17 protein-coding genes are annotated in these 20,686 nt (G+C 63.5%); 7 read left to right on the forward strand and 10 right to left on the reverse strand.

The features are described 5' to 3' along the window. The first annotated feature begins 4 nt into the window (after nt 1-4). Complete coding sequence (locus tag KO539_RS00965) at nt 5-2,896, forward strand: hybrid sensor histidine kinase/response regulator (protein WP_257626072.1); 2,892 nt, start codon at nt 5-7, stop codon at nt 2,894-2,896. Here the strand turns inward: KO539_RS00965 and KO539_RS00970 are convergent. Then, nucleotides 2,881-3,792, reverse strand: a complete 912-nt coding sequence (locus KO539_RS00970; RefSeq protein WP_219306947.1) for an alpha/beta hydrolase — start codon at nt 3,790-3,792, stop codon at nt 2,881-2,883. The two genes, KO539_RS00965 and KO539_RS00970, sit on opposite strands and share 16 nt — an antisense overlap. Then, nucleotides 3,789-6,944 (reverse strand): NAD(P)-binding protein, encoded by a 3,156-nt coding sequence (locus KO539_RS00975; RefSeq protein ID WP_257626073.1) that lies wholly within the window; start codon nt 6,942-6,944, stop codon nt 3,789-3,791. The genes KO539_RS00970 and KO539_RS00975 overlap by 4 nt, the downstream gene beginning before the upstream one ends. Before the next feature lie 199 nt (nt 6,945-7,143). Here KO539_RS00975 and KO539_RS00980 point away from each other — a divergent pair, with 199 nt between their 5' ends. After that, a complete protein-coding gene (locus KO539_RS00980; RefSeq protein WP_099400530.1) occupies nt 7,144-7,692 on the forward strand; it encodes a phosphohydrolase in 549 nt (182 codons plus the stop codon). 362 nt (nt 7,693-8,054) lie between these two features. Next, the gene (locus KO539_RS00985; protein ID WP_225241816.1) at nt 8,055-8,654 is read left to right on the forward strand and encodes a response regulator; all 600 of its coding nucleotides are present in this window, start codon (nt 8,055-8,057) and stop codon (nt 8,652-8,654) included. Nucleotides 8,655-9,072: 418 nt separating this feature from the next. On the opposite strand, the gene KO539_RS00990 is transcribed toward KO539_RS00985, so the two are convergent. Further along, on the reverse strand, nt 9,073-9,267 hold the full coding sequence (locus tag KO539_RS00990) for a hypothetical protein (RefSeq protein WP_255206156.1): 195 nt from the start codon (nt 9,265-9,267) through the stop codon (nt 9,073-9,075). A gap of 245 nt (nt 9,268-9,512) precedes the next feature. Here KO539_RS00990 and KO539_RS00995 point away from each other — a divergent pair, with 245 nt between their 5' ends. Then, nucleotides 9,513-10,100 (forward strand): chromate transporter, encoded by a 588-nt coding sequence (locus tag KO539_RS00995; RefSeq protein WP_219306948.1) that lies wholly within the window; start codon nt 9,513-9,515, stop codon nt 10,098-10,100. Beyond that, a complete protein-coding gene (locus KO539_RS01000; RefSeq protein ID WP_219306949.1) occupies nt 10,097-10,681 on the forward strand; it encodes a chromate transporter in 585 nt (194 codons plus the stop codon). The genes KO539_RS00995 and KO539_RS01000 overlap by 4 nt, the downstream gene beginning before the upstream one ends. A 1-nt stretch (nt 10,682) precedes the next feature. Here KO539_RS01000 and urtE read toward each other — a convergent pair whose 3' ends face one another. From urtE to KO539_RS01035, 7 genes are all read right to left on the reverse strand, one after another. After that, nucleotides 10,683-11,381: an urea ABC transporter ATP-binding subunit UrtE gene (gene urtE / locus KO539_RS01005; protein WP_219306950.1), complete on the reverse strand. Its 699-nt coding sequence runs from the start codon at nt 11,379-11,381 to the stop codon at nt 10,683-10,685. A gap of 6 nt (nt 11,382-11,387) precedes the next feature. Further along, nucleotides 11,388-12,218, reverse strand: coding sequence for an urea ABC transporter ATP-binding protein UrtD (urtD, locus tag KO539_RS01010; RefSeq protein ID WP_219306951.1), 831 nt, complete (start codon nt 12,216-12,218; stop codon nt 11,388-11,390). Next, nucleotides 12,215-13,336 carry an urea ABC transporter permease subunit UrtC gene (gene urtC, locus KO539_RS01015; protein WP_219306952.1) on the reverse strand — a complete coding sequence of 374 codons (1,122 nt, stop codon included), beginning with the start codon at nt 13,334-13,336 and terminating at the stop codon, nt 12,215-12,217. The genes urtD and urtC overlap by 4 nt, the downstream gene beginning before the upstream one ends. Further along, a complete protein-coding gene (gene urtB, locus KO539_RS01020) occupies nt 13,333-14,919 on the reverse strand; it encodes an urea ABC transporter permease subunit UrtB (protein ID WP_219306953.1) in 1,587 nt (528 codons plus the stop codon). The genes urtC and urtB overlap by 4 nt, the downstream gene beginning before the upstream one ends. 176 nt (nt 14,920-15,095) lie before the next feature. After that, on the reverse strand, nt 15,096-16,349 hold the full coding sequence (gene urtA / locus KO539_RS01025; protein ID WP_070305111.1) for an urea ABC transporter substrate-binding protein: 1,254 nt from the start codon (nt 16,347-16,349) through the stop codon (nt 15,096-15,098). Between the two features lie 198 nt (nt 16,350-16,547). After that, nucleotides 16,548-17,336 (reverse strand): DUF4349 domain-containing protein, encoded by a 789-nt coding sequence (locus KO539_RS01030; protein WP_219306954.1) that lies wholly within the window; start codon nt 17,334-17,336, stop codon nt 16,548-16,550. Nucleotides 17,337-17,352: 16 nt separating this feature from the next. Next, nucleotides 17,353-17,964: a transglutaminase family protein gene (locus KO539_RS01035; RefSeq protein WP_219306955.1), complete on the reverse strand. Its 612-nt coding sequence runs from the start codon at nt 17,962-17,964 to the stop codon at nt 17,353-17,355. Between the two features lie 265 nt (nt 17,965-18,229). Between KO539_RS01035 and KO539_RS01040 the strand changes: the two genes are divergently transcribed. Together KO539_RS01040 and KO539_RS01045 are read left to right on the forward strand one after the other, a co-directional pair. Further along, nucleotides 18,230-18,817, forward strand: a complete 588-nt coding sequence (locus tag KO539_RS01040; protein WP_219306956.1) for a DUF2760 domain-containing protein — start codon at nt 18,230-18,232, stop codon at nt 18,815-18,817. Further along, the gene (locus tag KO539_RS01045; protein ID WP_219306957.1) at nt 18,814-20,685 is read left to right on the forward strand and encodes an Hsp70 family protein; all 1,872 of its coding nucleotides are present in this window, start codon (nt 18,814-18,816) and stop codon (nt 20,683-20,685) included. The genes KO539_RS01040 and KO539_RS01045 overlap by 4 nt, the downstream gene beginning before the upstream one ends. Nucleotide 20,686: the final 1 nt, after the last annotated feature.

The raw sequence follows: 20,686 nt of genomic DNA on the forward strand, positions 1-20,686 counted from the left end.
ATCGATGCCAGCCCACCCGCCCCCTTCCCGCCACCGCGCTTCCAGCTCCCGCGTCTGCGCCTGGCTATGCGGCTGGCCGCTCCTGCTCAGTCTGCTGTTTGGCCTGCTGGGGCTGGCGGGCGCGGCGCAGGCGGCGCCCTTGCCCCTGAGCACGCAAGGCATCCAGCACCTGGGCAAGGGCGGGCAACTATTTCTCGCCGGAAATGAGGCCGCGCCTGCCGATGCGGCCGCCCTGCCCGCCTGGCTGGCACGCCAGCGTCCAGCCGCACAAGTCGACCTGTTCGGCGGCGCCTACTGGCTGCATGCGCAGGTGCGCAACGACAGCAGCGAAACGGCCTGGGTCATTGACCCGAACGACACCCTGATCGACCTGGTCGACCTGCACGTGTACGGCCCCGGGCCGCACGCGGCGCCGCAAACCTTGCTGACGGGCTACCAGCGTCCGCACGAATATTTGTTGCACTACGGCAGGAACGTACAACTGGCGCCAGGCGCCACGTATGACATCCTGATCCGCTTTTCCAGCCCGTATTACGCGCGCGCGCCCCTGTTCGGCGTGAAGACGCAGCAAGACTACCGCAAGCTGGTAGGCAAGGAAAACTTCCTGATGGTCGCTTCCATCGGCGCCCTGCTGGCGCTGGGCCTGTTCAATTTCTTCATCTTTTCCATCACCCTGGAAAAAGCCTCGGCCTATTACGCGCTGTACGTGCTGACCTATGGCCTGGCCTGGGCCATGACTTTCCACGTCTTTGCCGACCTGTTCGACTGGCATCTGCTGCAGCTGCATTACGTGCCGTTTTTCCTGCTGCCCGTCTTCAGCACCCTGTTCTACATGCACTTCCTGCGCCTGCGCGACTATTCGCCCCGGCTGTACCGCATCAGCCAGGTCAACCTGGCGCTGCCCCTGCTGCTGCTACCCAGCTGCTTCTTCGCCCTGTCGTATGCGCACACCCTGGCCACCATCGTCATCAGCATCTGGATGCTGCTGGCGCTCGTCTGCGGCATCGTCGTCTGGCGCCGCGGCTACCAGCCGGCGCGCTTCTTCGTGCTGGCCTTCGTCGCCCTGATGCTGCCAGGCTTTCTGATCCTGCCGGCCAACCTGGGCCTGATGCCGGCCATGGTGGCCAACGCCCAGCTGGTGACACTGCTGGGCGGCACGCTCGACGGCTTGCTGCTGGCATTTGCCCTGGCCGACCAGATCCGATTGCTGCGCAACAACCTGGAACAGCGCGTGCAGGAACGCACCCTGGCGCTCACCCTCAGCAACGACGCCCTGCTGAAGGCCAAGGAGCACGCGGAAGTGGTCAGCCGCCACCGCATCGATTTTCTGTCCGCCATGAGCCACGACATCCGCACGCCGCTGGCCGGCGTGATCGGCATGCTGAAATTCGCCTTGCGCGACCAGTCAGTCAAGGGCCGCACGCAGGAGTACCTGCGCATCGGCCTGCACAATGGCGTATCGCTGTTGACCATTCTCAATGACATCCTCGATTTCTCGAAGATCGACGCGGGCAAGCTGACCCTGGAAACCGTGGACTTCGACCTGCTGGCGCTGATCGGCGACGCGGCCGGCATCGTGCAGGGCCAGGCCGACGCCAAGAGCCTGCTGCTGCGCCGCGAACTGGCGCTGGACCTGCCGCGCTACGTGCGTGCCGACCCCACGCGCCTGCGGCAAATCCTCATCAACCTGCTGGGGAACGCGCTGAAATTCACGGCAAATGGCGAAGTGCTGCTGGAAGTGCGGCGCGCCCGCACGCCGCCGCGCCGCGACGGCTGCAGCGAGATTGAATTCATCATCAGCGATACGGGCCCCGGCATCGACGCGGACACCTTGCCGCGCCTGTTCCAGAAATTCGAACAGGCCGACCACTCCACCACGCGCCGCTACGGCGGCACGGGCCTGGGCCTGGCCATCTGCAAGGAACTGGTCGAACTGATGCAAGGCACGATCGGCGTGGAAAGCCGGATCGGCATCGGCTCGCGCTTCCATTTCACCTTGCCGCTGACGCCGGGCAGCGCGCCGGCGGCCGACGCGCGCCGGCCGGCACGCCACGCGCGCCACGCCTGCCGCCTGCGCATCCTGTGCGCCGAAGACGTGCGCACCAACCAGATCATCATCGGCACCCTGCTCGAAAGCATGGGGCATGCCGTGACCATCGTGGAAAACGGAGAACAGGCGCTGCGCGCGCTGGGCACGGAACCCTACGATTGCGTGCTGATGGATGGCCGCATGCCGCTGATGGATGGCGAACAGGCCGCGCGCCTGATCCGCGACGGCGGCAACGCGCAATTCCCCATTCCCGACGCGCACATCCCCATCCTCGCGCTGACGGCCAACGCCAGCGAACATGACCGGCAACGCTACCTCGCTTGCGGCATGGACGATTTCCTCAGCAAACCCGTCGACGAAGCGCTGCTGTTCGAAAAAATCGACGCCCTCATCGACCTGCTGCTGGCGCGCGGCCAAGCGCTGCCGCGGGCAGCGCCCGTCGAAGATGACGCCCTGGCGCGCCAGTTCGGCCTGGACGACGCCAACGACGAGCCGCCCGCGCCGGCCGATCCCATGACGGCGCCCGTGCACATTGTGCCGCTGGCAGGCCTGTCGCCGCAGCACTTGCAACGCATCGCGCAAGCGTTCCTGACGGAAGCACCGCGGCGCCTGGACCTGGCCTGCCACGCCGTGCGCGATGGGAACGCCAGCGCGGCCGCTGCCGCCTTCCACGCCTTGAAGGGCAGCGCCGGCTACCTGAGCCGCCCCACCCTGCACGGCCTGTGCCACCAGATGGAAACCCTGGCGTCGAACGGCCAGCTCGACAACGTGGAGCAGTTCCTGCCGCAGCTGCAGGCAGCGCTCGATTCGGCGCGGCGCGACCTGGAAGCTCAGCCCGCCGGCTGAGCCATCCAGCCCTGCGCTTGCAGCCACGCCAACAGCAGTTGCGGCCAGGCGGCCGGTTCGCTGCCCGGCTTGCCCAGTCCCCAGCCATGGCCGCCGCTCTGGAACTGGTGCAGCTCGACGGGCACGCCCGCGCGGCGCAGGGCGGCCGCCATCAATGTACTGTTTTCGGGCGGCGACACGCGGTCGTCGAGCGCCTGCGCGATGAAGGTGGGCGGCGTGCGCGCATCGACGTGCAATTCCACCGACAAGGCGTCACGGGCCGCCTGCGCGGGGTGGGCGCCCAGCAGCTGCTTTTTCGCATGCGTCGTGTCGAATGGCGCTTGCATGGTCAGCACGGGGTACAGCAGCACGGCAAAATCGGGCCGCGCCGATATGCCATCAATCGCATCGACGGGCGCATAGCGGGGCGCGTCCCGCAGGACGGCCGTCATGCCGGCCAGGTGCGCGCCGGCGGAAAAGCCCAGCATGCCGATGCGCGCCGGGTCGATGCCCCATTCAGCCGCGCGCGCACGGATCACGCGCATGGCCCGCTGGCCATCCTGGAATGGCGCGCTGACGCCACCGCCCTCCTGCGGCAAGCGGTACACGAGTTCAAACGCCGTGACGCCGTGCGCCTGCAGCCAGTTGGCCGTGGGGCCGCTCTCCTTGCCCGCCTCGATATGCGCATAGCCGCCGCCGCTGACCACGAGCATGGCGATACCGTTCGGCTGCGCCGGGCGATGCGCGATCAGATACGGTTGTTCCACCTGCGTGATGGAGCCTTTGGCGCTGTCGTGCTGCGGCCCCGGCGCCGCGCCACCGGGCGGCGCGCCGGGCCACAGGAATAGTGCGCCGGCAGGCGCGGCGCCCGCGTGCAGGTGGAGCAGGACCAGGCACACCAGCATCAGGCGTTTCATGCCTTGAAATCCGTCTCGCCCTGGATCACGGCCGGATACCCGGTCATCGCGCGCGACGTCTGCATGCCGGCCATCACGGCCGCTTCCACGCAGCCCGCGTTGAGGCCCGTCCTGATCCAGTCGCCCGTCAGGAACAGGTTGGAAAAGCCCGACTGGTCGGTGGCCAGCCGGTACTGCGTGCTACCCACCACCGACATCACGTAACGCTCGGACGGGTCGACGTTGGCGCGCCAGTACTGGCTGTCGAAGCGGGCCGGCCCCGCCCCCTCCTTCGCGTCGACCAGCCATTGCCACGGAAACGCGCCCGGCGCGCCCGCCTCGGGCCACAGCGCGCCAATTTCGCGTTCCAGTTGGTGCAGCGCGCCCTGTTTCGCCCTGGCCGCGCAGCGGGCGGGGAAATCCGTGTCGGTGACGGGCGGGTAGCTGTCGACGGGGAAGGCGCTGCAAAAGTAGGAGACGTTTTTTGGCTCCAGCCCCGCCGGCCAGTCCTCGTGCGCCAATAACTGGTCCATCGGCGCCCAGGTGTCGTACGGCTCAGTAAAAGCCGACAGCACCGGCTGCTGGCCCTTGGGCTGCGTGGTCCAGCCCATCTGCGCCAGGTTCTTGTTGAGCCACACCTGATAGGCCTGCGTGGCGACGGTTTTCACCTTGTCGGCCGCCAGTTGCAGGGCCGGGCTTTGCGCCAGCAGTTGCGGGCACAGGGCTTGCAGCGAACCGATGGAAATACCGAACACCACCTTGTCGAAATCGACGCCCTTCTTCAACACCGTGGCGGGCAGCGCGCGGCCGAACGCCTGCTGGTACTGCTGCGGCCAGCCGCTCCAGTACGATTCCAGGTTGACGTCCTGCGCCTGCAGCAGCGCGGCCTGGGCCGGTTCGATCTGCGCGTAATCGGGCGCGCTGGGCCAGCAAGCCAGGCCCTTGACGTCCACCAGCGGCGCGTAGCCGGCGGCCGGGTCCTTCAATTGCACCTGCTGCGTGATGCGGATGCTGGCTATGTCGCCCGCGCCCGGCACCAGTTCTTCCACGCGCTGGAAGAATTTGAATTCCACGCCCCGCTTGGCGAGCACTTGGTACAGCGGCGTAAAAATCGTGTCGCCCATGCCGGCCTGCATCTTGAACATGATGCCGCCCTTGTAGGCCAGGCCGATGCGCGCCATCGAGCGCAAGAGCGTCCCCGCCTCGATGTTCGGTTTGGAGAAATCGCCGCCCTCGTAGGCAAACACCAGGTCGTAAAAGCCACGCACGGGCGCCGAGTTGACGCTGAACTGCTCGTCGCCGCCATGCTTTTTCAGCCAGGCGCGGAAATCGATGTCGTTGATGACGTCAAAGCCGTGCTTGAACACGCCATCCTCGAACATGCCCTTCATGACCGTGATGCCCAGGTCCAGGCAAATGAACAGGCGGCGCAATTCATCGTCGCCATCGATCAGGGCACGGTAGCGCAGGCGCAGCCACGCGCGAATGCCGTTCAGGGTGCTGGCCAGCAGCTGGTGGCGCGCCTGGTCGTGGCGCGTGGAGTCGGGCGCCAGGTCCGCCACCAAGGCCGCCAGGGCGCCCACGGACAAGCCCACGTCCAGCCCCAGTTCATCGGCCTGCCCCACCACTTCATCGGCCAGGCGGCGCAGCCAGCCCGGCCACACGCCCTCTCCCTGCGAGGCGCTGGCGCTGGCACTGGCACGCTCGATGCGCGCGTCGGCGTCCGCCACTTGCCGGATCTGGCGTATCCACTGCTCGATCCAGCCCACCATGGCGATGGCCATCTGCCACAGGGTGACGTCTTCGCCGCCCTCGCCCGGCTCGCCCGGCAAGGTGGGAAAGACGATGGACCAGTTGCGCCACTTGCCCTTGACGTCTTCCGACAAGGCCACGTAATCGTGTTGCTTGAAAGCGTCGCGCCAGGTGGCCAGCGGCGCACCGGGCGGACGCTCCAGGCTGGCATACGCTTCCTTGATCATCTTGAAAGCGTTCGCGTAGAAGCCGAACCAGATGTGCAAGCCGTGCTCCTCGATGCGCTGGCCCACTTGCGCATTGCGCCCGCTGGCGCCCTTGCCGCCCAGGCGCCAGCCCAGCTGGTAGACGGTGATGGCGTGCCGGTTTTGCCAGCCCGGCTGGTTCGTCAAATAATACGCGGTGGTCATGGCCGCCACGCCGCCGCCGAGGATGGCGATCTTTTCCGGTGCGATGCGGGAATTGTCGACCAGTTCCTCGCCCGGCATGGCCGTGAAATCGAAGTTCACATTGAACGGCAAAATCGCCGCCTGCGGCCCCAGTTGCAATCCCAGGGTCTGGTCCAGCGGGAAGCTGTCGAACGCGTGCAAGGTACATTCGTATTCATAGCCGAGCAGGCGCGCGCTGTGCAGGCGGTTGATCTCGGCCGGCGCGGCCACGAGGGCCTGGTACACGGCTTTCACGCCCGCGCTGTCGGGGAATTGTTTAAGGAAAATCTGGTCGATGCGCGGGTTGCGCAGCAAGGACAGAATATCGGCCCAACCGGCCTGGTCCATGTCGAAGAAATCCGGGATGGAGAGGAAAATCTGGAACGCCTGCTCGATGAGTTCCAGGAAACTGTTGACGGGTTTGTGCGGCCCCGTCTGCACGGTAGCGTTGACTTCCAGCAACGGGTGCAGCGCCAGTTTTGTTTCCGGCGAAAAATGCTGGAAGCCCTTGGCGGCCACGGAGCAGCGCAGCGGCTCGCTGCCGGCGGCGGGAATTTCGTAGTCGCACAGGTATTTCGGATAGCCAAACAGTTCGCGCCCGTTAATCAGGGCCATCGCGTCATCGACGAAAATATGGCACGGGTACCAATAGACATGCGCGAGCTTGCCCGCGTCATCCATCTGGCCGACCATGATCCAGGTGACGATGTCGACTTCCGTGATCCAGCCCTTGGCCTGGTCGACGGGATTGGCGGAGTCCGCATGGTTGACGCGCGTAAAGGTCAGCATCACATACGGCGACAGGGCTTTCAGGGTCATCTTGCTGCCCGCCACCTGGTTCAGGGTGGTATTCACGGTCGCTTGCAGTTTCGCCAGGTCGCCCCGGACGAAATAGCCGTACATTTCCGACTGTTTCAATTGCAGCGGCGCATGCATCATCACCGAACCGCCCTGATAGATATACGAAGGTCTTGCCGAAGGTGTCGCCGTCATTGCCCTGTCCCCTTTAAGTTTCAGTCAAACAAGATTTCTACAGTGTATTTGAGAAAGATCAATGAATGATATGAAATAAATTAAAGGATTTGCCAAGATGCATAGGCTCATCCGGAAAGCTGCCTGCGCACGACGGCCGGGGCAAGTCCATGCCATCGGGTGTACGATGAAGCATCTTGAGCGTTACGAGCACCATGCCATGGCAATGATTACCACCGACTACGTTTCCACTTATTCAGGCAACCGTTTTTATCCCTTGCGCCCGCATATCGACAAGGTCGCCATCGAGGACATCGCCCACGGCCTCGCTTACCAGTGCCGCTTCAATGGACAGACGCAAGTGTTTTACTCGGTCGCCCAGCACAGCCTGATCGTCGCCGAACTTGTGCCCCCCCATTTGCGCCTGGCCGCCCTGCTGCACGACGCGGCCGAAGCCTACCTGGGCGACATGGTCAAGCCCTTGAAAGTGCTGCTGCCGGAGTTTGCCGTGCTGGAAGACAAGGTCAGCGCCATCATCGCCGCCACCTATGGCCTGGACTTTTCCGATTACGCGCCCATCAAGCAGGCCGACCTGATCGCGCTGGCGACAGAAAAGCGCGACCTGATGCCGCACTCGGCCGAGCGCTGGGCTTACCTTGACGGCATCGCCCCCTTGCCCGGTATAATCGAAGCCATGGGTCCGGCCGAAGCCAAGCAGCGCTTCCTGCATGCGTTTGCCCAGCTGGGCGGGCTTGGCCTCGCTGCCTGAAGCCCTGCACCCTGCCGCACGGACGGGCGCTAAGCTCCGGTTTTTGCACGGCTTTTTTAGATATCCACAGCAACTGTGGATAAAGTTGTTGATAAGCCCCTCTTGACAAGCCGCAACACCAGCATTGATGCGGGTTTCAACAATTTGCTGATTTCACAGGCAATTTTTTACCCCAATGAAATCAATGACTTGCAATCATGAATTTGCGCTTGAGCAAACTTGCTCTGCCCCCATGAAAATATATTTTTCTGTGCATAAGCATTCCTGGCGACACGGCGTCTTGCTTGAACCGCATTGTTTTGACAAACCCCGCAGACTGGCATAGTGTGGAGTGGCGAGCACGATCAACGGTGGATAAACGCATGAACATGGATAGCGATAGCGCCGCCAAGGGGGCGGACGAACCGGACTGGCTGGTCGATGAGCCACTGGGACGGACAGACGCGACGGCAGAGCCTGCCACCGCGGCGCCATGGCGCGTGCTGATCGTCGATGACGATGTCGACGTGCATGTGGTCACCAAGTTCGCCCTCAGCCAGGCCAGCTTCCAGGGGCGCCGGCTGAGCTTTTTGCACGCGTATTCAGGTGCCGAGGCGCTGGCTTTGCTGCGCGGCACGCCCGATATCGCCGTCGTGCTGCTCGATGTGATCATGGAAACCCAGGATGCCGGCCTGCAAGTGGCGCGCCAGGTCCGCGAAGAATTGCACAACAGCGCCGTGCGCATCATCCTGCGCACGGGCCAGCCCGGCCAGGCGCTCGAGCACCGCATCATCATCGACTACGACATCAACGATTTCTGGTGCAAGACCGACCTCACCACGCGCAAGTTGTTCACCACCGTGATCGCCTCGCTGCGCACCTATGCCACCTTGCGCGAAGCACAGCAGCAGGTCGCCGAGCTGGCCGCCGCCCTGGCCCAGTGCGGTGACACGCCAGCGGCGCCAGCCGGCGGCACGCCCTGAGCATCGGCCGCTACTTTCAGTCATAAAAAACAAGAACACTGGATAGGCATACAGGCTTGCGGCATGCCCCATTTTGGCCCCTTTTTCCCGCCGATGGCGTGTGCCGAGCGGCGCCAATTTCCTAAGTGGCGGATTGTTAAGCGCTTTTTCAGATATCCACACGGACTGTGGATATCTTTGTGGATAAGGGCCTATTGACAGCCTTCAAAGCCACAGCCCATGCGGCTTTCAATAAACTGCCCAATCAAACAGCAAAAATAAAATCCATTAAAATCAAACACTTACAAACTCACACATAATCACAGGAAAATTATTTCGTCAATTTCGTTATCCCATCATTTGTGCATAACTGAGCCGTAATGATCAAAGCGACAACACCAGGCTAACGCTGCCGGCAACACAGTTGCCGTGCGGATATTCAATGCAGGCTCTGGCGGCGCTGCTCCGGGTGCAGCAGTACGCGCTCGATCAGTTCGGGGGCGACATTGTATGACTTCAGGTATTCCAGCGCGCACAAGGTGCTGAAGGCGGCCTGCACGGCGATGCCCAGATTGACGATATCGCACATCTTCTGGTCGATGCGCACATGGCGCACCACTGGTATGGCAGGCATATGCAGCGTTTCTGTGGAATGAGGCATGATGGACAACTCCTGCGAAGGGGACGGAGGGGGAGACGGCGTAGCGGTGCGAACCGCGACAGCGCGGAAAGGGACAGTGCTCGTGTTGCCGCTAAAAGTATTGCCGATAAACTCTCGATGTCAATGGCAGGGAAACATGAGCCACGGTTTTTTTCTTGCAGGCACAAGCGCTGCCGAAAGCGATGGACAAGCGCGAACGGCCACGGCGATAATCAGCTATGCCCTCACCGTCCTCCCTTCCGCCCGACCTGCCCCGTCCACAGCCCGCCTCGCTTGCCGACCTGTTCTTCTCGTTCACCTGGCTGGCCCTGCAAGGCTTTGGCGGCGTGCTGGCCGTGATCCAGCGCGAGATGGTCGAGCGCAAGCGCTGGCTGACGCAGGAGGAATTCCTGGAAGACTGGGCCGTGGCGCAAATCATGCCCGGGCCAAATGTCGTCAACCTGTCGCTGATGGTGGGCGGGCGCTATTTCGGCTTGAAGGGCGCGCTGACGGCGCTGGCCGGCATGCTGGCCGCGCCCCTCATCATCGTGCTGGTGCTGGGTGTGCTGTACACGCGCTTTGGCGACAATCCGCAGATGGCGGGCGCTTTGCGCGGCATGGCGGCCGTGTCGGCCGGCATGATCGCCGCCACGGGCGTGAAACTGGCGACCGCGCTGACCAAGCATCCGCTGCCGCTGTGGCTGACCTTGTCCATCACCGTGCTGGGCGTGCTGATGGTGGCGATCTTGCGCTGGCCCCTGCTGTATATCCTGCTGGGCCTGGGCGGCATCGGCTGCCTGCTCACCTATCGAAAGCTGTCCGCATGAATCCGCCCCTGCAACTGGTGTTGAGCACGGGCGACTGGCTGAACCTGTTCGGCCACTACCTGATGCTGTCGCTGATGTCGATCGGCGGCGCCATTTCCACCACCTCCGAAATGCACCGTTTCCTCGTCGAGCAGCACGGCTGGCTGACGCAGGCGCAATTCAATGAATCGATCGCCATCGCCCAGGCCGCGCCCGGCCCGAACGTGCTGTTCGTCGCCCTGATGGGCTGGAACGTGGGCATGAACGCGGGCAGCTACACGGCCGCCTACCTGGGCGTGTTCATCACGATGGTGGGCATCATGCTGCCCAGCACCACCCTTACCTACGTGGCGGCCCAGTGGGGCTACCGCAACCGCGACCTGCTCCCCGTGCGCGCCTTCAAGCAAGGCATGGCGCCCATCGTCGTCGCCCTGCTGATTTCCACGGGCATGATTTTGGGCGGCGCCAACCATGACCTCCGCATGGACTGGCCCCTGTGGAGCCTGTCCATCGTGGCTGGCCTCATCATCTGGCGCACGAAGATCCATTTATTGTGGCTGCTGGCGGCCGGCGCCGTGCTGGGCTGGCTCCAGCTGGTTTAAGCTACACGGCCAGGTGCCGCTTCACGTCGTCGCCATCCATCTGCGCAGCCAGTCCGCTGGCGACGACGCTGCCGCGCGACAGGACGATGAATTCGTCGGCCAGCTCGCGGGCAAAATCGAAATATTGTTCGCATAGCACGATGGCCATGTCGCCGCGCTGTTTCAGCAAGGAAATGACCCTGCCGATATCCTTGATGACGGAGGGCTGAATACCCTCCGTCGGCTCGTCAAAGATGATTAATTGCGGCTCGGCCAGCAGGGCGCGGGCGATGGCCAGTTGCTGCTGTTGCCCGCCGGACAAATCGCCGCCGCGCCGCTGCAGCATCTCTTTAAGCACCGGAAACAATTCATACACGTGGGGATCGATGCGCGACGCTTGTTTGCCCCGCTTCACCGCCATGCCCATCAGCAAGTTTTCCTCGACCGTCAGGCGCGCAAAGATGTCGCGCCCCTGCGGCACGTAAGCGATGCCCAGCTTGGCGCGCGCGTGCGGCGTCAATCGCGTGATGTCGCGCCCTTGGAACACCACCGTGCCCTGCGCCACGGGCAGCACGCCCATCAGGCATTTCAACAAGGTCGTCTTGCCCACGCCATTCCTGCCCAGCAAGGCCAGGCATTCGCCCTTGCGCGCCGACAAACTGATGCCGCGCAAGGTGTGCGAGGAGCCATAGTATTGATTCAATTGCTCGACTTCCAGCATATGTGTTCACCTTCCCAGATAGACTTCGATGACCCGCTCGTCGGCCTGCACTTCGTCCATGCGGCCCTGCGCCAGCACGGACCCTTCATGCAGCACGGTGACGATGCCTTGCTGGGCAATGTCCGTGACGAAACCCATGTCGTGCTCGACCACCATGATGGAATGCTTGCCGCGCAATTCATTGAGCAATTCCGCCGTGCGCGCCGTTTCCGCATCCGACATGCCGGCCACCGGTTCGTCCAATAGAATCAGCTGCGGCTCCTGCATCAAGAGCATGCCGATTTCCAGCCACTGCTTTTGCCCGTGCGACAGCAAACCGGCCGGCCGCGCCTCGTGGCCATTCAGGCGTATCAGGCGCAAGATGGCTTCGATCTTGCCTGCCTGCTCCGAGCTTAAACGTGCAAACAGGGTGGGCGCCACGCGCTTGTCCATTTTCATCGCCAGTTCCAGGTTGTCGAACACCGTGTGCTGCTCGAACACGGTGGGGCGCTGGAACTTGCGGCCGATGCCCGCGTGGGCAATCTGCGCTTCCGTCATGGTGGCCAGATTCATGGTTTGGCCAAACCAGGCCGTGCCGGACGTGGGCCGCGTCTTGCCGGTGATCACATCCATCATCGTCGTCTTGCCCGCGCCATTCGGACCAATGATGCAGCGCAATTCACCGACGGAAATATCGAGACTGAGCTTGTTGATGGCCTTGAAGCCGTCGAACGACACGCTGATGTCTTCCAGGTAGAGGATGGCGCCATGCGTCGTATCGACGCCCTCGCCTTTGACGCGCGCATAGCCGGCGCCAGTCTCCGTGCCGGCCATGCCGGGCAACATGCGGATGCTCATGCGGCCTCCTCTGCCACGACGGCCATTTTTTTGCGTTTAAGCTTGCTCAACACACCGAGCATGCCCTGCTGCATGAACAGGGTCACGACGATGAACAGCAAGCCCAGCGCGAACAACCACAGTTCCGGCAAGGCGGCCGTGAACCAGCTTTTCAAGCCGTTGACGGTGAACGCGCCCAGGATGGGGCCGAGCAAGGTACCGCGTCCACCGACGGCCACCCATACGACCATTTCGATGGAATTGGCCGGCGACATTTCGGACGGGTTGATGATGCCCACCTGCGGCACGTACAGGGCGCCGGCGATGCCGCACAGCATGGCAGACAAGGTCCAGACGAACAGCTTGAACCACAGCGGGTTGTAGCCGAGGAACATCAGCCTCGCTTCGCTGTCACGCACGCCCTGCAGCACCCGGCCCAGTTTCGAGCGGACGATGGCGCGCGCGCCGATCAAGGCGGCCAGCAGGAAGGCCAGGGTCAGCAGGAACAGCACGGCCCGGGTGGCGGGCGCCGTGATGTCATGGCCAAGGATGGTCTTGAAATCCGTGAACCCGTTGTTGCCGCCAAAGCCGGTGTCATTGCGGAAGAACAAGAGCATGAAGGCATACGTCATCGCTTGCGTGATGATGGAAAAATACACGCCCTTGATGCGCGAGCGAAACGCAAAATAGCCGAAGACAAAAGCCAGCACGCCGGGAACCAGCACAACGAGGGCCATGCAATACCAGAAGTGTTCCGTAAATGCCCAGTACCAGGGATAGGTTTTCCAGTCGAGAAAGACCATGAAGTCGGGCAAGCTGCTGTGGTACTGGCCCTGGTCGCCGATGGCGCGCATCAGATACATGCCGTGGGCATACGCGCCCAGCGCAAAGAACACGCCATGGCCCAGGGACAAGATCCCCGTGTAGCCCCAGACGAGGTCCAGCGCCAGCGCGGCCAACGCGTAGCACATGAACTTGCCCACCAGCGCCACCGTATAGGCGGACACGTGCAAGGCATGGCCTTCGGCAAACGCCAGGTTAAACATCGGCAATAGCGCCGCCAGCAGCGTGCAGGCGGCAATGGCCAGCCAGACGGGCCGCGTGAACAGGCCCTGCTTTATTGGATAGGAGGAAGTCATTCGACGCTGCGTCCCTTCATGGCAAACAGGCCCTGCGGCCGGCGCTGGATGAAAATGATGATGAACACGAGAATGGCGATCTTCGCCAGCACGGCGCCCGCCACCGGTTCGAGGAATTTGTTCACTTCACCCAGGCCCAGCGCGGCGATCACGGTGCCGGCCAGCTGGCCCACGCCACCGAGCACCACCACCATGAAGGAATCGACGATGTAGCTTTGGCCGAGGTCCGGCCCCACGTTGCCCAGCTGCGACAGGGCCACGCCGCCGAGCCCGGCGATGCCGCAACCGAGGCCGAAGGTCAGCATGTCGACCTTGCCCGTAGCCACGCCCACGCAATCGGCCATGCGGCGGTTTTGCGTGACGGCCCGCACGAACAGGCCCAGCCGTGTCTTGTTCAAAATCAACCACACGGCCACCACGACAACGACGGCAAAGCCGATGATGGCGAGGCGGTTATACGGCAGCACGAGGCCGCCCAGCACGGTGACGCCGCCCGACATCCAGGCCGGATTGGCCACTTCCACGTTTTGCGCGCCAAAGATCGTGCGCACGGCCTGCATGAGGATCAGGCTGATGCCCCAGGTGGCCAGCAGGGTTTCCAGCGGCCGGCCATACAGCCAGCGGATCACCGTGCGCTCGAGCGCCACGCCCACCAGCCCGGCGACGAGGAAGGCGGCCGGTAGCGCCGCCAGCAGGTACGCATCCTGCAGGCCAGGCAGGAAGTTGCGGAAGAACAGCTGGCACAGATAGGTCGTGTAAGCGCCTATCATCAGCAATTCGCCGTGCGCCATGTTGATGATGCCCATCAAGCCAAAGGTGATGGCCAGCCCCAGCGCGGCCAGCAGCAGCACACTGCCCAGCGAGATGCCGTAGAACACATTGCCGGCGAACTCCATGCGCGCCACCCGTCCCTTGATCTGGCGCATGGTCTCGATGGCGGCCAGTTGCACGGCTTCGTCCGGCTCGCCCCCTTTCTCCAGCATGGCTTGCAGCACGGGCAGCAAGCGCGCATCGCTGCTGCCGGCCAGCGCCTGCACAGCTTGCTTGCGTGTGGCCGCATCGGGCGCATGCAGGTTGGCGCTGGCGATCAGCACTTGCAATAGTTGTTTAATTTCAGCATCGTTTTCCCGCCCCAGCGCCGTGCGGATCAAGGGGATTTGCGCGGGATCGACCGCCTTTTGCAAGGCTTGCGCGGCAGCCAGGCGCGTGGCCCGCTCCGGCGCCAGCAGCTGCAAGCCCGACAAGGCGCCCGCCACGGCCGAGCGCAAGCGGTTGTTGACCATCACGCCATCGATGCCTTCCGGCATCGGCACGTTCTGGCCGCTTGCCGGGTCAACCGCCTGCTCGCCATCGACGATATACACCTTGCCGTCGGGCGCGGCATATAACTGATCGTCCTGCAAGGCTTGCAGCACCTTGGCAGCCTCGGGCGTGGCCAGGGCGGCGATCTGGGCGACGGCGGCGACCCTGGCGTCGGGGTCGTCGCCGGAGAGGGGCTTCAGCAGATCGACAGGGATGGCTGCCTGCGCCAACGGGGAGAACAGCAGGCAGGCGAGGACCAGCAGTTTGGGGAAAAGCTGCATGTGCATGGATTCCATGTAGTAAAGCCGATGTCTTGATAGGTATCCTTCCCCCAAAGACAAGGACAGGGGTCAGACCCGGCGGGGGAATGCGCCCCAATGGGGCCGCATTCCGATCGCGAGGCTACTGACCCCAGCTCTTTGCCTGGGGTTGCGATGACGATTCGACGCGCAAGCTTCTACAACTTCTGCTTGCCCTCATTCCCCTTGATAAACGGGCTCCACGGCTGTGCACGTATCGGTTCCTTTGTTTTCCACACGACATTGAATTGCCCATCGGCCTTGATCTCGCCGATCATCACGGGCTTGTGCAGGTGGTGATTGGTCGCATCCATGGTCAGGGTGAAGCCCGACGGCGCCTTGACGCTCTGGCCGGCCATGGCGGCGATCACCTTGTCCGTGTCCGTCGATTTCGCCTTTTCCACGGCTTGCGCCCACATGTGGATGCCGACATAGGTCGCTTCCATCGGGTCGTTCGTCACGACCGAACCCGCGTTCGGCAGCTTTTGCGCCACGGCATAGGCCTTCCACTGCTTGATGAAGGCGGTATTCACGGGGTTCTTGACGGATTCAAAGTAATTCCATGCCGCCAGATGGCCCAGCAAGGGCTTGGTATCGATACCGCGCAACTCTTCCTCGCCCACGGAAAACGCAACGACGGGCACGTCCGTGGCTTTCAAGCCGGCATTGCCCAGTTCCTTGTAGAACGGCACGTTCGAATCGCCATTAATGGTGGAAATGACGGCCGTCTTGCCGCCCGTGGAAAACTTCTTGATGTTGGCGACGATGGTTTGATAATCGGCATGGCCGAACGGCGTGTAGACCTCGCTGATATCGCTATCCTTGACTCCCTTGCTTTTCAGGAAGGCGCGCAGGATCTTGTTGGTGGTGCGCGGATACACGTAATCCGTGCCCAGCAGCACGAAGCGCTTGGCGCCGCCGCCATCCTTGCTCATCAGGTATTCGACGGCGGGAATCGCCTGCTGGTTCGGTGCCGCACCCGTATAAAACACATTCTTTTCCAGTTCCTCGCCCTCGTATTGCACCGGGTAAAACAGCAGACTGTTGAGTTCCTTGAACACGGGTAAAACCGACTTGCGCGACACGGATGTCCAGCAGCCAAACACGACAGCTACTTTATCCTGCGCCACCAGCTGGCGCGCTTTTTCCGCGAACAAAGGCCAGTTCGATGCGGGGTCGACGACGACGGCTTCCAGCTTCTTGCCCAGCACGCCACCCTTGGCATTGATCTCGGCAATCGTCATCAGCGCCACATCCTTGAGCGACGTTTCGGAAATGGCCATGGTGCCCGACAGGGAGTGCAAAATGCCCACCTTGATCGTATCGGCGGCCAGGGCTGCCTGCATATAAGTGGACGTGGCCAGGGCCAGTGCGCCGGCGGCGGCCGCTTTCAGGATGATGCGTCGTGACATGGGGACTCCTGTGATGGGTTCGTGGGGATCGAGCTGGGCCTGCGATGTTGTTAAAGCAGAATGCATGCCAGCACCAGCAGGTGTCCGCCATGGTGCACGCGGCTTTTGCCGCACGAAAAAAAACCTGGCTGCACAAGGACTGTGCAGCCAGGTTTCAAATTGCCGTAAAACGGTGCGCCGGACGCAACAATCCCGGCATCAATCCTTGCGAGGAACTCCACGCAGGCGGCGCCAGCCCTTGCGTCCCAGCGGGAACAGCAGCACGAAAGCGATCAGCCACGGCAGGATATAGGCCATGGCCGTGATGGCGTTGGCCACGCCTTCCGACAGGTTTTCCGTGAAATTGCCCAGCGCACGCTTGACGGGCCGCCAGAACGATTGCTTGCCTTCGGCACTGATGACGACGTTCAGCAAGTCCGTATCGATGCGCTGCATCAACAGCGCGTTGGCCGCCGTCGCCTGTTCCAGCTCCACTTGCACGGTGGCCAGTTCCTTGCTCACCTTGATGAGAGCATCGACGTTCGTACCCGAACGCTTTTCCAGGTCTTGCAATTGCGCCTGGTATTGCTTGAGCATCTCCAGGCGTTTCTTGCTGTCGAGCACGGGACGGCCCAGGTCTTCCACCTTGGTGCCCTGGCTGGTGACGTCGCCTTCGGCCGCGACCAGCGCGACGAGCTTCTTGATGCCGGCCGGCTTGGCGCGCATGCTGATGCGCGCATGCACGTAGCGGCCGCTGTCGACGCTGGAGTCGAGCAGCAGGCAGCCGTTTTCCGTGTCGGCCTTGCAGGCGGCGACCACTTTTTCATACAGGGGCCGCACTTGCGCCTCGTGCGTATCGACGCTGACATTATGCTCATAGGCAAGAAACTCGCTGCCCTTTTCCTTGCCCTCAAGGCGCGCGGCGCTCGACTGCCCACCGCTCTCGCCCTTGCTGCCGCAACCGGCCAGCAACATCAGGCCGATCAGGCCAATACAGATTTTTTTCATGGTTTCTTTCTTTGGATTATTTTTGCAGAGGCAATAATTCAATATCGGGCAAGTTCGCCGCCACGTCCTGCACCGTCGCATGGCCGGTCAGGGACGCCACCACCTGCGGCAACGGTGCCGGCCAGATTTCCGGCAAGTCGCGTTCCTCGGGCGCCAGCACGGGAAAGGCCAGCTGCTCGCGTGGCGGCGTGAAGGCGGCATCGACGCCGGGCTTGTTGCCGCGCGCATCGATGCGGTACCAGCCAAACTCCTGCAGATACACGGCATTCAAGCCATGCAGACAAAACGGCGGCCCCACTTCGCCGACGGCCAGGCGCTGGTAGCACAGGCCGGCAGGAATGCCGTTGGCGCGCAGCAATGCGGCCAGCAAATGGCTCTTCGCATAACAGTATCCCGTGCCATGCTGCAAGACATCGGAAGCGCGGCAAGTGACGGGATTGCGCTGGTAGTCCCAGCTGTGGGCCACCTCGTCGCGCACAAAGGCAAAGCAGCGGGCAGCGATGGCGGCGTCGCCCACCGCGCCTGCCGCCAATGCGGCTGCCTTGGCGCGCACGGCCGGATGGTCGCTGTCGATATACAGGCTGCTGGCTAGATATATGGAAAAGTCGGGGGAAAAGTCGGTAGACATGGCATCCAGGTCATGCAAAAAGATAATGCGCGATTCTAGACGAAACAGCATGAAATCGAGCGTTTCCTTGCGCAGGAACAAAGAAAATCCACGCGTCAGGCTCTCTGCGCGGGGGGCGGCGACTTTGGCGCCGGCCCGGTAGCTGGTATCATGCGGGCAAACGCAGCCGGCCACATAGGCCCGGCACAAGCACTACCCTGCGAAGCGGCCCCGCCACCGGGCGCGCCGCCGACGCCACCCTACAGATCAGAGAAACGAGTTCCCTATGAGCACATCATCGTCCCACCCATCGTTCTGGCGCCGTGTCCCGCTGGCCTTCGGCGCCTTCTTCAGCACCCTGTCGGACGCCGCCTATGCGGCCCGCGTGGAAAAGCTGTCCCTGCCCGAGGCCGCTCCCGTCGCGCCAGTGGCCGCGGCCCCGGCGCCAGCCCCCGTGCCGACGCCGGCCGCCGCACCCGTCATTTTGAAAGAAGCGACGCCAGACGCCGCCCTGCAATTGCTGGCCCTGCTGCAACGCGAAGCGCGCCTGATCGACTTCACCCAGGAAAACCTGGGCAGCCATGCCGATGCCGACATCGGCGCGGCCGCCCGAGTCGTGCATGAAGGCTGCGCCAAGGTCATGCGCGAATACTTCACCATCGACGCCGTGCGCCAGGAAGCCGAGGGCAGCCGCATCGTGCTGCAGGAAGGTTTTGACAGCGCGCAAGTACGCCTGACGGGCAACGTCGTCGGTTCCGCGCCCTTCACGGGTACCCTCAGCCATCGCGGCTGGCGGGCGTCCAGCGTGCGCCTGCCGAAACTGAGCGAGCAGCACGACGCCACCATCCTGGCACCGGCCGAGGTGGAACTGTGAACGACACAACGAACAACACCCCGCGCTACGCCATCGGCATCGACCTGGGCACCACCCACAGCGCCCTGTCGTATGTGAACCTGGTCGAGAGCGACGGCGAGCAATCCAGCCACGGCGTGCTGAAAGTGCCGCAACTGTCAGCGCCGGGCACCGTCGAAGAGCTTTCCTTGCTGCCGTCGTTCGTCTACCTGCCGCACGCCGATGAAGTGGCGGCCGGCGACCTGGCCCTACCCTGGGTCACCGAGGAAGCGCAAGCGCCGTTCGTCGTTGGCGAAATGGCCCGCAGCCGCGGCGCCACCACGCCGATCCGTCTGGTGTCGAGCGCGAAAAGCTGGCTGTGCCACCCGGGCGTGGACCGCCGCGCAGCCATCCTGCCGAACGATGCGCCGGCCGAAGTCGCGCGCATTTCGCCCATCACGGCCGCCACGCGCTACCTGACGCACTTGCGCCAGGCCTGGGACAACGCCCACCCGCAAGCGCCGTTCGCGCAGCAGGAAATCACGGTCACGATTCCGGCATCCTTCGACCCGGCCGCGCGCGAGCTGACGATGGAAGCGGCGCAGGCGGCCGGCTACACCTCATTGACCTTGCTGGAAGAGCCGCAAGCGGCCCTGTACAGCTGGATCCAGACGAGCGAAGGACGCTGGCGCAAGGAAGTCAAGCCGGGCGACATCATCCTGGTGGTCGACGTGGGCGGCGGCACCAGCGACTTTTCGCTGATCGCCGTGCTCGAACGCGACGGCGTGCTGGAACCGCATCGCGTGGCAGTCGGTGAACACATCCTGCTCGGTGGCGACAATATGGACCTCGCCTTGGCCCACCTGGTGGCCCGCAAGCTGGCCGCCAACGGCACCCAGCTCGACGCCTGGCAGATGCGTGCGCTGACCTATGGCTGCCGCAGCGCCAAAGAAAGCCTGCTGGCCGACAGCGGCATGGAAACGGCGCCGATCGTCGTGCCGAGCCGCGGCTCGAAACTGATCGGCGGCTCCATCCGCACGGAACTGACGCGCGCGGAAGTATCCACCTTCATCCTCGACGGCTTCTTCCCGCAGGTGGAAGCATCGAGCCGCCCTGCCGTGCGCACGCGCGCGGGCCTGACGCAACTGGGCTTGCCGTATGCGCAGGACGCGGCCATCACGCGCCACCTGGCGGCGTTTTTGGGCCGGCAAGTGGCGGCCACCAGCGAGCTGGAAGGCTTTGCCGGCCGCCAGGCGGACGGCGCCAGCTTTTTGCACCCGACGGCCGTGCTGTTCAACGGCGGTGTCTTCAAGTCGGACTTGCTGGTCCAGCGCATCATGGCGACCGTCAACGACTGGCTGTACATGGAAGGCGCGGAACCGGCCCGCATGCTGGCCGGGGCCGACCTGGACCTGGCCGTGGCGCGCGGTGCGGCCTACTACAGCTACGTGCGGCGCGGCCATGGTGTGCGCATCCGCGGCGGCACGGCCAGCGCCTTTTATGTCGCCATCGAATCGGCCATGCCGGCCATCCCCGGCATGGAACCGCCGATCCAGGCCCTGTGCGTGGCGCCGTTCGGCATGGAAGAAGGCAGCGAACTGGAACTGCCGGGCCAGCAATTCGGCCTCGTCGTGGGCGAGCCCGTGCACTTCCGCTTCTTCGCCTCGTCCACGCGCCGCAACGACCAGATCGGCGACTTGCTCGACTTCTGGGGCCCCGATGAATTGCAGGAGCTGAGCGAAATCCAGGCGACGTTATCTGCCGAAGGCCGGTCGGCCGGCGACGTGGTGCAGGTCAAACTGCACGCGCGCGTGACGGAAGCGGGCACCCTGGAACTGCTGGCCGTGTCCCCTGACGGCGCCGAGCGCTGGAAAGTGGAATTCGACGTGCGCGGCACGCCGCAGCCATAAG

Origin of the sequence: Janthinobacterium sp. NKUCC06_STL, assembly GCF_019345455.1 — a bacterium.
GTDB lineage: Bacteria > Pseudomonadota > Gammaproteobacteria > Burkholderiales > Burkholderiaceae_D > Janthinobacterium > Janthinobacterium rivuli.